11 protein-coding genes and 1 pseudogene are annotated in these 12,127 nt (G+C 58.6%); 8 read left to right on the forward strand and 4 right to left on the reverse strand.

The genetic code is table 11. From position 1 onward, the window contains the following. Nucleotides 1–171 precede the first annotated feature (171 nt). Complete coding sequence (locus LPQ25_RS11835; RefSeq protein WP_002907489.1) at nt 172–1,827, forward strand: glucan biosynthesis protein D; 1,656 nt, start codon at nt 172–174, stop codon at nt 1,825–1,827. Between the two features lie 53 nt (nt 1,828–1,880). Next, the gene (rimL, locus tag LPQ25_RS11840) at nt 1,881–2,459 is read left to right on the forward strand and encodes a 50S ribosomal protein L7/L12-serine acetyltransferase (RefSeq protein ID WP_014907501.1); all 579 of its coding nucleotides are present in this window, start codon (nt 1,881–1,883) and stop codon (nt 2,457–2,459) included. Here the strand turns inward: rimL and ydcK are convergent. After that, nucleotides 2,445–3,425: a YdcK family protein gene (ydcK, locus tag LPQ25_RS11845; RefSeq protein ID WP_004891515.1), complete on the reverse strand. Its 981-nt coding sequence runs from the start codon at nt 3,423–3,425 to the stop codon at nt 2,445–2,447. The genes rimL and ydcK overlap by 15 nt on opposite strands. 111 nt (nt 3,426–3,536) lie before the next feature. Between ydcK and tehA the strand changes: the two genes are divergently transcribed. The 3 genes from tehA to LPQ25_RS11860 all read left to right on the forward strand — a co-directional run bounded on the left by tehA (nt 3,537) and on the right by LPQ25_RS11860 (nt 6,063). Continuing rightward, complete coding sequence (tehA, locus tag LPQ25_RS11850) at nt 3,537–4,541, forward strand: dicarboxylate transporter/tellurite-resistance protein TehA (RefSeq protein WP_002907483.1); 1,005 nt, start codon at nt 3,537–3,539, stop codon at nt 4,539–4,541. Beyond that, a complete protein-coding gene (gene tehB, locus LPQ25_RS11855) occupies nt 4,538–5,134 on the forward strand; it encodes a tellurite resistance methyltransferase TehB (RefSeq protein ID WP_004891517.1) in 597 nt (198 codons plus the stop codon). The genes tehA and tehB overlap by 4 nt, the downstream gene beginning before the upstream one ends. 260 nt (nt 5,135–5,394) lie before the next feature. Beyond that, nucleotides 5,395–6,063, forward strand: a complete 669-nt coding sequence (locus LPQ25_RS11860; RefSeq protein ID WP_004180147.1) for a DUF3313 domain-containing protein — start codon at nt 5,395–5,397, stop codon at nt 6,061–6,063. Between the two features lie 46 nt (nt 6,064–6,109). On the opposite strand, the gene LPQ25_RS11865 is transcribed toward LPQ25_RS11860, so the two are convergent. Then, nucleotides 6,110–7,006: a DMT family transporter gene (locus tag LPQ25_RS11865; protein ID WP_004180146.1), complete on the reverse strand. Its 897-nt coding sequence runs from the start codon at nt 7,004–7,006 to the stop codon at nt 6,110–6,112. A gap of 180 nt (nt 7,007–7,186) precedes the next feature. Between LPQ25_RS11865 and LPQ25_RS11870 the strand changes: the two genes are divergently transcribed. After that, entirely contained in the window at nt 7,187–8,056 is an 870-nt protein-coding gene (locus LPQ25_RS11870) for an AraC family transcriptional regulator (RefSeq protein ID WP_004151213.1), read from the forward strand. On the opposite strand, the pseudogene LPQ25_RS11875 reads toward LPQ25_RS11870, so the two are convergent. Beyond that, nucleotides 8,033–9,197: pseudogene (locus tag LPQ25_RS11875) on the reverse strand (benzoate/H(+) symporter BenE family transporter). The gene LPQ25_RS11870 and the pseudogene LPQ25_RS11875 sit on opposite strands and share 24 nt — an antisense overlap. A gap of 185 nt (nt 9,198–9,382) precedes the next feature. On the opposite strand from LPQ25_RS11875, the gene LPQ25_RS11880 reads away from it, so the two are divergent. Continuing rightward, nucleotides 9,383–9,952, forward strand: coding sequence for a helix-turn-helix domain-containing protein (locus LPQ25_RS11880; protein WP_002907473.1), 570 nt, complete (start codon nt 9,383–9,385; stop codon nt 9,950–9,952). A 10-nt stretch (nt 9,953–9,962) separates the two neighbouring features. On the opposite strand, the gene LPQ25_RS11885 is transcribed toward LPQ25_RS11880, so the two are convergent. Continuing rightward, entirely contained in the window at nt 9,963–10,130 is a 168-nt protein-coding gene (locus tag LPQ25_RS11885; protein WP_041168960.1) for a hypothetical protein, read from the reverse strand. A 33-nt stretch (nt 10,131–10,163) separates the two neighbouring features. Here LPQ25_RS11885 and LPQ25_RS11890 point away from each other — a divergent pair, with 33 nt between their 5' ends. Then, nucleotides 10,164–12,125 carry a peptidase U32 family protein gene (locus LPQ25_RS11890; protein ID WP_002907469.1) on the forward strand — a complete coding sequence of 654 codons (1,962 nt, stop codon included), beginning with the start codon at nt 10,164–10,166 and terminating at the stop codon, nt 12,123–12,125. Nucleotides 12,126–12,127: the final 2 nt, after the last annotated feature.

Raw genomic sequence — 12,127 nt, forward strand, 5'->3', positions numbered from 1 at the left:
AGAGGAAATGAAAAAAACAGGCTGTTCCTCTGGACAGGGCTTTTTTACCTTTTTTCTGCTGGCAACAATTGGATTATTAATCGTTTTTGTCTAGAGTGGGCGGAAATTATCACGCAGCGTGATGACGCGTTGCGAATCAATTCACCCGTGCAGAAGGACGCTTTCTCAGGCATGAACCGCAGACGTTTTCTTAAATCTTCCATGGCTGTTGCCGCCGTATGCGGAACGTCAGGAGTCGCTTCCTTATTCAGTCAGGCCGCTTTTGCCGAAGACGCGGGCATTGCCGACGGGCAAACGCGTCGTTTTGATTATGCTGTTCTGCAGGCGATGGCTCACGATCTGGCGCGCCAGCCGTGGGGCGGCGCCCCGCGCGATCTGCCGCCGACGCTCGCCAATCTCACCCCGCAGGCCTATAACAGCATCCAGTACGATGCCAACCACTCGCTGTGGAACAATATTGAAGAGCGTAAGCTGGACATCCAGTTTTTCCACGTCGGGATGGGGTTCCGTCGCCGCGTGCGGATGTTCTCTTTAGACGCCAGCACCCAGCAGGCGCGCGAGATCCACTTCCGTCCGGAGCTGTTTAAGTACAATGACGCCGGTGTGGATACCCGTCAGCTGGAAGGACAGTCTGACCTCGGCTTCGCCGGGTTCCGGGTGTTTAAAGCGCCGGAGCTGGCGCGCCGCGATATCGTGGCGTTCCTCGGCGCCAGCTACTTCCGCGCGGTAGACAGCACCTATCAGTATGGCCTGTCGGCCCGCGGTCTGGCGGTGGATACCTTTACCGATACCCCGGAAGAGTTTCCCGACTTTACGTCGTTCTGGTTCGAAACGGTCAAAGGGGACGCCACGGTGTTTACCGTTTACGCGCTGCTGGACAGCCCGAGCATCACTGGCGCCTACAAGTTCACCATCCACTGCCAGGATACCCAGGTTATCATGGACGTGGAAAACCACCTTTACGCCCGCAAGGATATCAAACAGCTGGGTATCGCGCCGATGACCAGTATGTTCAGCTGCGGCAATAATGAGCGGCGGATGTGCGACACCATCCATCCGCAAATCCACGACTCCGATCGGCTGTCAATGTGGTTGGGCAACGGGGAATGGGTCTGCCGGCCGCTGAATAACCCGCAGAAGCTGCAGTTCAATGCCTTCCAGGACAAGAACCCGCGCGGCTTTGGTCTGTTGCAGCTGGACCGTGATTTCTCCCACTACCAGGATGTGATGGGCTGGTATAACAAGCGTCCCAGCCTGTGGGTTGAGCCGCGTAACCAGTGGGGCAAAGGGGCGGTCAGCCTGATGGAGATCCCAACTACCGGCGAAACGCTGGATAATATCGTCTGCTTCTGGCAGCCGGAAAAGGCGGTGAAGGCGGGCGACGAACTGGACTTCCGCTACCGTCTTTACTGGAGCGCGCAGCCGCCGGTGAGCACTCCGCTGGCGCGCGTTCTGGCCACCCGCACCGGGATGGGGGGCTTCCCCGAGGGATGGGCGCCGGGTGAACACTACCCGGATAAGTGGGCGCGTCGTTTTGCCATCGACTTTGTCGGCGGCGATTTGAAGGCGGCCGCGCCGCGCGGTATTGAACCGGTGATCACCCTCTCCAGCGGGGAAGCGAAGCAGATTGAGATCCTCTACGTCGAGCCGTTCGATGGCTACCGGATCCTTTTCGACTGGTATCCGACCACCGACTCAACCGACCCGGTGGAGATGCGTCTGTTCCTGCGCTGTCAGGGAGAAGCCATCAGCGAAACCTGGCTCTATCAGTATTTCCCGCCGGCAGCAGATAAACGCAACTACGTTGACGACCGGATCATGAAATAACCCTGAGTCACCCGACGCCCGCAGGCAGTCTCTGCGGGCCAGAAGAGAGCGCTATGACCGCAGATATCCCAGCAGTACCTGAGTCGATCCCGGTAACCGACGCGCTGACGCTAATCGCCATTGATGAGCGCTACGTTAGCGACCTGCACCAGCTGGTGGTCAAAAACCAGCGCTGGCTACAGCAGTCGCTCAGTTGGCCCGCCGAGGTACGCAGCGAAGACGAGACCCGCCGCCATGTGCAGGGTAACGTGATGCTGCATCAGCGGGATTACGCCAAAATGTTTTTGCTGTTTCTCGATAAGCAGCTAGTCGGGGTCCTGTCGTTCAATCAGATCGAGCCGCAGAATAAAACGGCCTATATTGGCTACTGGATCGATGAAGAGCACCAGGGGCAAGGGCTGCTTTCCCGTTCATTACAGGCCTTTATCCGCCATTATGCCGCCAGCGGGCTGGTGCGCCGGTTTGTGATCAAATGCCGGGTGGCGAACATCCGCAGCAACCAGGTAGCGTTGCGCAACGGGTTTGTTCTGGAAGGCTGTCTCCGACAAGCCGAGTATCTGAACGGTAGCTATGACGATCAGAATATCTACGCCCGCATTATTGACCGCGATGAGGCATTAAAGCGCGCCTAACAGCGGCGTGCGGGTGATGTGCTGCTGGCCGTCAAGCGTTTTCGGGCCGCGCAGATGAATGGCCTCTCCCTCCTGTGCGGCAATCTGCACCTCGTCATTGATGGAGACCTGGTGCTCAACGATCACATCGCCGGTGATGACTGTCCGCCCCTGGATCAGCACATCGTCGTCGAGCAGAATCGGACCACCTCGCAGCTGCGCCTCGCCGCCGACCATCGCCCGATGCTTCAGCAGGCAGTTGCCTTCAATCACCGCATTCTCTGCCACCTGCGAACTGTAGCGCACGGTGGGAATGGCATCCTCTCCGCGACCGGCGATCAGGCGCGCGTGCCCGTATACCCGGGCGTTATCGCATACCCAGACGTCGTTTTCTTCGTTCCCTTCAAGTCTTGCCTGGTCAAACACTTCCGCCCGATGTTCGACAAACGCATGCTCAACGAAGGCATCGCCGTAGATTTGCGCCTGGTGGAGAATGCGCGAGGCGCTGACGGTGGCTCGCTGATAGATCTGCAGGACTTTGTCGCGATCGGCGGTTAACCCGCGCGCGGCAATCACCTGGCAGTGGGGGAGAAGGCGCGCCTCGTCGGCAAGGCGACAATAACCGCGCACCTGGCTCTGCATAACCGTGACGTTGTCACTGATCTGCGCGTGATGGCTGATCTGCGAGGCGTGAATGCAGGCCCGTCCGCCGATGGTGGCCTCATGGCTGACCACGCAGAACCCGGTTAAGCGGGCGTCGTCACGGATGCGCGCCCCGGCGAAGACCACGCTGTTGACATCGTAGATCCAGCACTCCCCCTGCTGGCTGAGAGCGCATTCCTCATCCACCCAGCCGCCTTCGCTGCCCGCTTTGACGTCAGCGAAATCAATAAGCGCCACGATCTGGCGCAGGGTGACGCTTTGTTTGCCATGCTCTTCCTCATAACAATACTGCCGGGTCTGTTCGCTGAGACGGTATTTACGCATGGCCGATCCTTATTACTTATGGTTAACATAAACATAGCAAAGATCGCCATAGCGCGCGGGATAAGGTTCCTTTAGAATGCAACTTCAAATTAAATTGATATCATCAGTAAAATGAATAAAACACAAACGCCGCGGCAGGTGCTAAACCTGCCGGCGGGTTATTTTGGCATGGTGCTCGGCACCATCGGAATGGGCTTCGCCTGGCGTTACGCCAGCACCCTCTGGCCGGTCAGCCGCAGCATTGGTGATGGGCTGGTGACGCTGGCGATGGCGATGTGGGTCCTGCTCAGTATGGCGTTTATCAGCCGGGCGATCCGCTTTCCGGCGAGCGTGCTGCGGGAGATGCGTCATCCGGTCAGCAGCAGCTTCGTCAGCCTGTTTCCGGCCACCACGCTGTTGGTGGCGATTGGTTTGGCTCCCTGGTGCCGGCCGCTGGCGATCGGGCTGTTTGTGCCGGGCGTGGCGCTGCAGCTCGCCTATGCCGCCTGGCAAAGCGGTGGGCTATGGCGGGGGAACCATCCTCGCGAGGCCACCACGCCGGGGTTGTATCTGCCGACAGTAGCCAATAATTTTATCAGCGCGATGGCCTGCGGCGCGCTGGGATTTTCCGATGCCGGACTGGTGTTCCTCGGCGCCGGGGTCTTCTCCTGGCTGAGCCTCGAGCCGGCGATCCTCCAGCGTCTGCGCAGCGCAGGCGAGCTGCCGACGCCGCTGCGCACCTCGCTGGGGATCCAGCTGGCGCCTGCGCTGGTGGCCTGCAGCGCCTGGCTCAGCGTCAACGGCGGGGAGGCCGATACCTTCGCTAAGCTGCTGTTTGGTTACGGCCTGCTGCAGCTACTGTTTATGCTCCGTCTGATGCCCTGGTATCTTCGTCAGCCGTTCAATGCTTCTTTCTGGAGCTTCTCGTTCGGCATTTCCGCGCTGGCCACCACCGGTCTGCATCTCGGCCAGGCCAGGGGAGACGGCTTTTTTCATCATCTGGCGATGCCGCTATTTATTTTTAGCAATCTGGTTGTCGGCCTGCTGCTGCTGCGTACAGCGTTGCTGTTGGTTAGCGGGAAACTGTTGCTCCAAGTCGACCGGGAAACACTCCTGAATAAGAAGGAAGGATCATGACAAAGCGTGACGCGGATTATTTTAGTCAAAAATACAGCCTGACCCGCACCCATTCCGAGGTGCTGCATGCCGCGACGATTGTGCCGCCGGGGCGGGCGCTGGATCTGGGCTGCGGCAACGGGCGTAACAGCCTTTATCTGGCGGCGAACGGCTTCGCGGTGACGGCGTGGGATAAAAATCCGATGAGCCTCAACAATCTGGAAAGCATTCGCGCCGCCGAGCGACTGGATAATCTGCAAACGGCGGTGAAAGACCTCAACAGCCTGAGCTTTGACGGCGAGTATGACCTGATCCTCTCCACCGTAGTGATGATGTTCCTCGAGCCTGACACCATCCCGGGCCTGATCGCCAATATGCAGCGCTGCACCGCCGCCGGCGGCTATAACCTGATTGTGGCGGCGATGGATACCGAAGACTATCCCTGCACCGTCGGCTTCCCGTTTGCCTTTAAACCTGATGAGCTTCGTGATTATTACCAGGGCTGGGAGCTGCTGAAATACAATGAGGACGTCGGCGAGCTGCATCGCACCGACGCCAACGGCAATCGCATCAAATTGCGCTTCGCCACCCTGTTGGCGCGCAAGCCTGCCTGATTCGCCGCGGCGTGGGAAGCTGAGCATCGCCCGCGCCGCATTCCCCGCCAAAGCCTGGGCAAGACAGAGACCCGTTGCGGCGAAAATGAGCCTGGAAAACCGCGCGATACCCCTTTTAAGTGATTATTTATTAACGTAATGTTCAGGCCATCAATATTTATAAATCTTCCTTGACGAAGCCCTTTTTTTGTCACAAAACTAGTGGGTCCTATTTGCTATAACGTCTGCCGAAAAAAAACTGTATTTACAGGGATCTCTCTATGCGTACTCGCGTTTTACTGAAAGTCGCCGCTCTGGCGGGAATATTGGCGTTGACCGGCTGTGCGGCGAAAGTGGCGCAACCGAATCAGTATTCGGGCTTCTTAAAAGATTATTCCAGTTTGAAAGAAACGACCTCTGCCTCCGGCAAGCCGGAGCTGCGCTGGATCGATCCGAACTTCAATCCGGCCAACTATGACAATATCGTTTATCACCCGGTGACCTACTATCCGGTACCGAAGCCGACCACCCAGGTAGGGGAGAAGGCGCTGCAGGATATTCTTAACTACACCAATAAAGAGCTGAAACAGGCTATTTCCGAGCGTAAACCGCTGGCCACTACCGCCGGCAAGCGCAGCCTCATCTTCCGCGGGGCGATCACCGGGGTGGACTCCAGCAAAGAGGGGCTGCAGTTCTATGAAGTGATCCCGGTCGCTATGATTGTCGCCGGCACCCAGGCCGCCACCGGCCATCGTACCATGGACACCAATCTGTACTTTGAGGCGGAGGTCATTGACGCCAGCACCAATAAGCCGGTCATCAAGGTCGTTCGTAAAGGGGAAGGCAAAACCCTGGCGAATGAGAATACACCGCTGACCGTCGATACCCTGAAGCAGGTTATCGATGATATGGCGGTCGACGCCGTTAAATTCGATCCCTCTCAGCGTTAATCGTGCCAGCGCCGTCTGACGACGGCGCTGTTTTTCTTCAGCCTCCTCAGGCCAGCCTTCGGCGCAGCAATAGCTGTTCCGGTTTGGCAAACATCACCAGGTTACCCAGCAGGATCAGCGCCAGCCCGATCACGGCGCTGCTGTGCCAGACATACCCTTCATAAACGGTGGAAATGGATAAGGCGACCAGCGGAAACAGCAGCGTACTGTAGGCGGCTTTGCTGGCGCCGATGCGCCCAACGAGAGTGAAATAGGCGCCAAAGGCGATGACCGAGCCGAACAGCGCCAGGTAAAGCAGGGCGCCCAGATAGCTGACGGTCCATTCTGGCATAAAATTATCGCCGCGCAGCAGAGCGATCGCCCCCATCACCAGCGTGCCGTAGAGCATCGCCCAGCTGTTGGTGGTCAGCGTTTCCAGCCCGCGGCGCTGGTGGCGAATACTGAACATATTGCCGAGCGAAAAACCGTAGGTACCCAGGGCGCTCAGCCCGATCCCCCACAACAGCGAGGCGTTCAGTCCGTTGGCCAGCAGGTCGTCCCAGAACAGGATGACGATACCGGCGAGACCCAGCGCGGCGGCGGCCCAGAAGCGGCCCGGCGGCTGCTGGCGGAAAAAGAGAAAGCTGTTGATGGCGTTAAACAGTACCGCCATCGAAAAGATCACCGATTCCAGACCGGTATTGATCCAGGCGGCGGCGGTATAAAAACACCAGAAATTAAAGCAGAAGACGCAGCAGCCCTGCAGCAGGCAGCAGAGATGATCTTTCGCGCCCAGCGGCCGCAGGCGTCGTGTGACGAGCAGAATCGCCAGCATCGTGACGCTGGCTACGGCGAAACGCCAGAAAATCGATACCGGCGCGGCCACCGGTCCCTGTTGTAAAAAAATCGCGATCCACGTTGTACCCCAGATCACGACAACGAGTGCATAGAGTAATGCGTTCACCCTGGTTCTCCTCTACCTGTTGATGGGAGGAGTATGCCGGCTGCCGCCTGCTGCGGCTTTCACCGGTTTGTTGTCGGCTTGCAAATTCTTGCGCTTATTTACTATCCGCTGGCGGTGAGGACTGGAAACCGCGCCGTAGTCTCCCTAGACTAGGGCTTTTACAGACAATGTGTGAAGACGATGGGTTACGGGACATTTGAAACATTACGGCGACAGAACGCGGTGCTGAAGGGAACCGTGGAGCTGAATTCCGGTATTCAACTGGCCGCCTGGTATAACAATTGCGATACCGTGACGGTGCGCAGCGACCATCATACTTTAAGTCTGTACGTCGCTGATGGCTACGAAAGCTATCAAAAGACGCCGCACGGCTGGAAAAATGGCGGCGGCCCGGATCGTTTTTGTCTGATGCCGAAAGGCGATGAAAGCGTATGGGATATCCGCGGCGATCTGTCGTTTGTGCATCTTTACTGTACCGATGCGCACCTGCGTCGCGTCGGCGAGGAGGTGTGGGACCGCAGCCCGGCGAACTTCACCCTGCAGGAAAAGACCTTCGCCAGCGATGATAAAATCACCGCAGTGTATCGTCAGTTTTTGCTGGCTAACGACTGGCGGCAGCCGGCGAACCAGCTGACCCTCAGCGCCGCCAGCAGCTTACTGCTCACCCATCTGATCCAGCACTATTCCACCGTGCAGTGGCGTTTGCCGACGGTCACCGGCGGGCTGGCGCCAGGCGTAAAGCGTCACGTACTGGCCTGGATCGATGCTCATCTCGATCAGCCCTTGACCCTGGCCGACCTGGCGCAGCAGGCGGGTCTGAGTGAGTTTCATTTTGCTCGTATGTTTCGTCAGTCGCTAAATATGGCTCCGCATCAGTACGTCATGCAGCAGCGAATGGCGAAGGCGCAAAACCTGATCTGCCATAGCGCGCTGCCGTTAACCGAGATAGCGCTGGCCTGTGGTTTTAGCTCCCCCAGCCATTTCAGCCATCGGGTCAAAGCCGCCACCGGGCTGACGCCCTCCCAGCTACGGGCGGCGCAGCGCGGATAGCACGCCGTAACTCACCCCGCCGAGCACCACGCCCCAGAAGGCGGAGCCAATTCCCGCCAGCGTCACCCCGCTGGCGGTGACCAGGAAGGTTAGCACCGCCGCATCGCGTTCACTGGCCTGATGCACTGCCTGAAACAGACTCCCGCCGATGGTGCCGAGCAGCGCCAGACCCGCCAGCATCTGGATCCACGCCGGCGGCAGGGCCGACATCAGGGCGGTGATTGACCCGCCGAACAGACCGGCCAGCAGATAAAAACCGCCCGCAGCTATGGCCGCCAGCCAGCGCTGGTTCGGATCCGGGTGCGCCTCCGGGCTCTGGCATATGGCGGCGGTGATCGCCGCGATGCAGATGGAATAAACCCCAAACGGCGCCAGCAGTAGTGCCAACCCCCCGCAAACGACGATCAGTGCGGAGACCGGTACGGTATAGCCTGATGCCTGCAGGGTGGCGAACCCCGGAGCGTTCTGCGAGGCCATGGTGACGAGGAAGAACGGCAGACCGACGCTGAGCAAAAGCGCCGGAGTAAACTGCGGGGCGACCCATTCCGGCGTCACAAATGCCAACGGCACGGCGGCGCTAGCCACATCCCCGGACGCCGCCGCAATCAGCGCTCCAATCACCAGCGCGGCCACCACGGCGAAGCGGGGCCACAGCGCTTTACACAGCAGCCAGGCGGCGAGCATCCCGCCGCACAGCGGCAGATGATCCTGTAAGCCGGCGAAGGCCTGCAAACCAAACCGTAGCAGGATCCCAGCCAGCATCGCGGCGGCCAGCGAATGGGGAATGATCTGCATCAGCCGGGCAAACAGGCCGGTGGCGCCGCAGATAACGATCAGCGCGTTGGCGAAAATAAAGATCCCCACGGCCTCGGCGAGGGTCACCCCTGCAGGCCGCTAACTAACAGCGCAGCGCCCGGCGTTGACCAGGCGGTGAGCACAGGAACTTTCCGCCAGGCGCTCAGCGCGAGAGTACTGATGCCCATGGCGAGGCCAAGAGCCGTCATCCAGCCGGCGATCTGCCCGGGGTAGCGCCGGCCGCGGCGGCGGCCTGCCAGATGATGGCGGCGGAGCTGGCGTACCCCACCAACACGGCGACGAAGCCAGCGAACAGAGTGGGAAGCGGAAGACTAAACGAGCGCATCGATGATTCTCATGTGCGTTATAACATCCATTCACTGTATCATTGTGCGTTATAACGCACAAGCGGTGGTTCGCGCAGCTACCCTGGGAGAAATACTCGCCGCCAGTGGCGTACGATGCCGTTAAACGTCCTGAAAAAATCAGACAAATGGCGGTATACTTTGCGCAGTAAAAACAGGAGGAAGGATGAATATTGCGCAACATCTGGCGGCAACGCTTAAAACCCTGCGCCAGCAGCGAGGCTGGAGCCTGTCGCGACTGGCGGAAGAGACCGGGGTGTCGAAAGCCATGCTCGGGCAGATTGAGCGGAATGAATCAAGTCCAACGGTGGCGACGCTGTGGAAGATTGCCACCGGGCTGAACGTACCGTTTTCGGCGTTCATCGTCCCGGACGCCAGCGCCGCGCCTTCCGCGTTTGATCCGCAGCAGCAGGCGATGGTGGTGACGCCAGTATTCCCGTGGGATCCCGAGCTGCGCTTTGACCATTTTTCGATAACCCTTGCCCCCGGCGCGCTGAGCGAATCAACGCCGCATGAGAAAGGGGTGATTGAGCATGTGGTAGTGATAAGTGGTACGCTGGATTTGTGCTTACAAGGGGAGTGGCACTCGCTGCAGGCGGGTGAGGGTAGGCGTTTCGCCGGCGACGCGACGCATGCGTATCGTAACCGCGGCGCCCAGGCGGCCCATTTCCATTCTCTTATCCATTATCCAAAAGAAAAAACCGCGAGCGAACCCGCGGCCAGACAAGATGACTGATGATAACCACTCACAACGTGACGAGGAAAATCCGGAATACGTGATGACAGTACTCTTCGCCGCCATTTGAGGGAAATATCTTTTCCGTCAATACTTTGTTGAAAAGTGAAAATTCGTCGTCGCGCGACGGCGGAAAAGGTTTTCGTCTGCGCCCGGTTCTGACTACAATAGCCGCCATTTCGACCCCCTTATACTGGATAACAACACGCGTATGCGCCTGCACAATCATCGTCTTGAACTTCTTAGTCCTGCCCGCGACGCCGGTATCGCTCGCGAAGCGATCCTTCACGGCGCCGATGCCGTTTACATCGGTGGACCTGGCTTTGGCGCTCGCCACAACGCCAGCAACAGTCTAAGCGATATCGCCGGGCTGGTGCCTTTCGCTCATCGCTTTGGCGCAAAGGTATTTGTGACGCTGAACACCATTCTGCATGACGATGAACTGGAGCCGGCGCAGCGGCTGATTACCGATCTCTACGACGCAGGCGTCGATGCGCTTATCGTCCAGGATATGGGGATCATGGAGCTGGATCTGCCGCCGATTGAGCTGCACGCCAGCACCCAGTGCGATATTCGCAGTGTGGAAAAAGCGAAGTTTCTCTCCGACGCCGGCTTCAGTCAGATCGTGCTGGCGCGCGAACTGAACCTCAGTCAAATTAAAGCCATTTACGACCACACTGACGCCACTATCGAATTCTTTATCCATGGCGCGCTGTGCGTGGCCTATTCCGGGCAGTGTTACATTTCGCACGCCCAGACCGGACGCAGCGCCAACCGCGGCGACTGCTCGCAGGCTTGCCGCTTGCCGTATACCCTGAAGGACGATCAGGGGCGGGTGGTGGCCTATGAGAAACATCTCCTGTCGATGAAGGATAACGATCAGACCGCCAACCTGGCGGCGCTGATCGACGCTGGCGTACGCTCCTTCAAAATTGAAGGCCGTTACAAAGACATGAGTTATGTGAAAAACATCACTGCGCACTACCGTCAAATGCTGGATGCCATTATCGAAGATCGCGGCGACCTGGCGCGCGCCTCGGCTGGACGCACTGAGCATTTCTTTATCCCGTCCACGGATAAAACCTTCCACCGGGGCAGCACTGACTACTTTGTTAATGCCCGCAAAGGCGATATCGGCGCCTTTGATTCGCCGAAATTTATCGGCCTGCCGGTGGGTGAAGTTCTGAAGGTAGGCAAAGACCATCTCGACGTTGAAGTCAGTGAACCGTTAACCAACGGCGATGGTCTCAACGTGATGATTAAGCGCGAAGTGGTGGGCTTCCGTGCTAATACCGTGGAAAAAACCGGCGAAAACCGTTATCGGGTATGGCCGAACGAGATGCCAGCGGATCTGCATAAAGTGCGCCCCCATCAGCCGCTCAACCGCAACCTCGATCATAACTGGCAACAGGCGCTGCTAAAGACCTCCAGCGAACGCCGCATCGCGGTAGATGTGACGTTGAGCGGCTGGCAGGAGCAGCTGGTTCTCACCATGACCTGTGAAGATGGCGTCAGCGTGACCCACACCCTTGACGGGGAGTTCGCCGAAGCTAACCAGGCGGAGAAAGCGTTGGCCAACCTGCGTGACGGTGTCACAAAACTGGGGCAAACCATCTACTATGCGCGCGAGGTGCAGGTTAATCTTCCGCCGCTGTTTGTGCCCAACAGCCTGCTCAACCAGCTGCGTCGGGAAACTGCGGAGATGCTGGATGAAGCGCGCCTCAACGCCTGGCAGCGCGGCACCCGCAAGCCGGTCTCCGTACCGCCGCCGGTCTACCCGGAGACCCATCTCTCCTTCCTCGCCAACGTCTATAACCACAAGGCGCGGGCGTTCTACCAGCGCTATGGCGTACAGCTGATCGACGCCGCCTATGAAGCGCACGAAGAGAAGGGCGATGTGCCGGTGATGATCACTAAGCATTGTCTGCGGTTCGCCTTCAACCTCTGCCCGAAGCAGGCGAAAGGCTCCATTAAGAGCTGGAAAGCCACGCCGATGCAGCTGATCCATGGCGATGAGGTCCTGACCCTGAAGTTTGACTGCCGTCCGTGCGAAATGCACGTGGTCGGCAAGATCAAAAACCATATCCTCAAAATGCCGCACCCGGGCAGCATTGTGGCCTCCGTCAGCCCGGACGATCTGATGAAGACGCTGCCGAAGCGCAAAGGGGCCTGATT

This window comes from Klebsiella sp. KPN54798, assembly GCF_021184225.1.
In the GTDB taxonomy this organism is placed as follows: domain Bacteria; phylum Pseudomonadota; class Gammaproteobacteria; order Enterobacterales; family Enterobacteriaceae; genus Klebsiella; species Klebsiella pneumoniae.

Excerpts from the sequence above, each read along its gene's own strand:
- ydcK (WP_004891515.1), bottom strand. The coding sequence starts at position 3,425 with ATGCGTAAATACCGTCTCAGCGAACAGACCCGGCAGTATTGTTATGAG.
- LPQ25_RS11885 (WP_041168960.1), bottom strand. The coding sequence starts at position 10,130 with ATGGCGGCTATTGTAGTCAGAACCGGGCGCAGACGAAAACCTTTTCCG.
- tehB (WP_004891517.1), top strand. The coding sequence starts at position 4,538 with ATGACAAAGCGTGACGCGGATTATTTTAGTCAAAAATACAGCCTGACC.
- LPQ25_RS11880 (WP_002907473.1), top strand. The coding sequence starts at position 9,383 with ATGAATATTGCGCAACATCTGGCGGCAACGCTTAAAACCCTGCGCCAG.
- rimL (WP_014907501.1), top strand. The coding sequence starts at position 1,881 with ATGACCGCAGATATCCCAGCAGTACCTGAGTCGATCCCGGTAACCGAC.
- LPQ25_RS11860 (WP_004180147.1), top strand. The coding sequence starts at position 5,395 with ATGCGTACTCGCGTTTTACTGAAAGTCGCCGCTCTGGCGGGAATATTG.
- LPQ25_RS11870 (WP_004151213.1), top strand. The coding sequence starts at position 7,187 with ATGGGTTACGGGACATTTGAAACATTACGGCGACAGAACGCGGTGCTG.
- tehA (WP_002907483.1), top strand. The coding sequence starts at position 3,537 with ATGAATAAAACACAAACGCCGCGGCAGGTGCTAAACCTGCCGGCGGGT.
- LPQ25_RS11835 (WP_002907489.1), top strand. The coding sequence starts at position 172 with ATGAACCGCAGACGTTTTCTTAAATCTTCCATGGCTGTTGCCGCCGTA.
- LPQ25_RS11890 (WP_002907469.1), top strand. The coding sequence starts at position 10,164 with ATGCGCCTGCACAATCATCGTCTTGAACTTCTTAGTCCTGCCCGCGAC.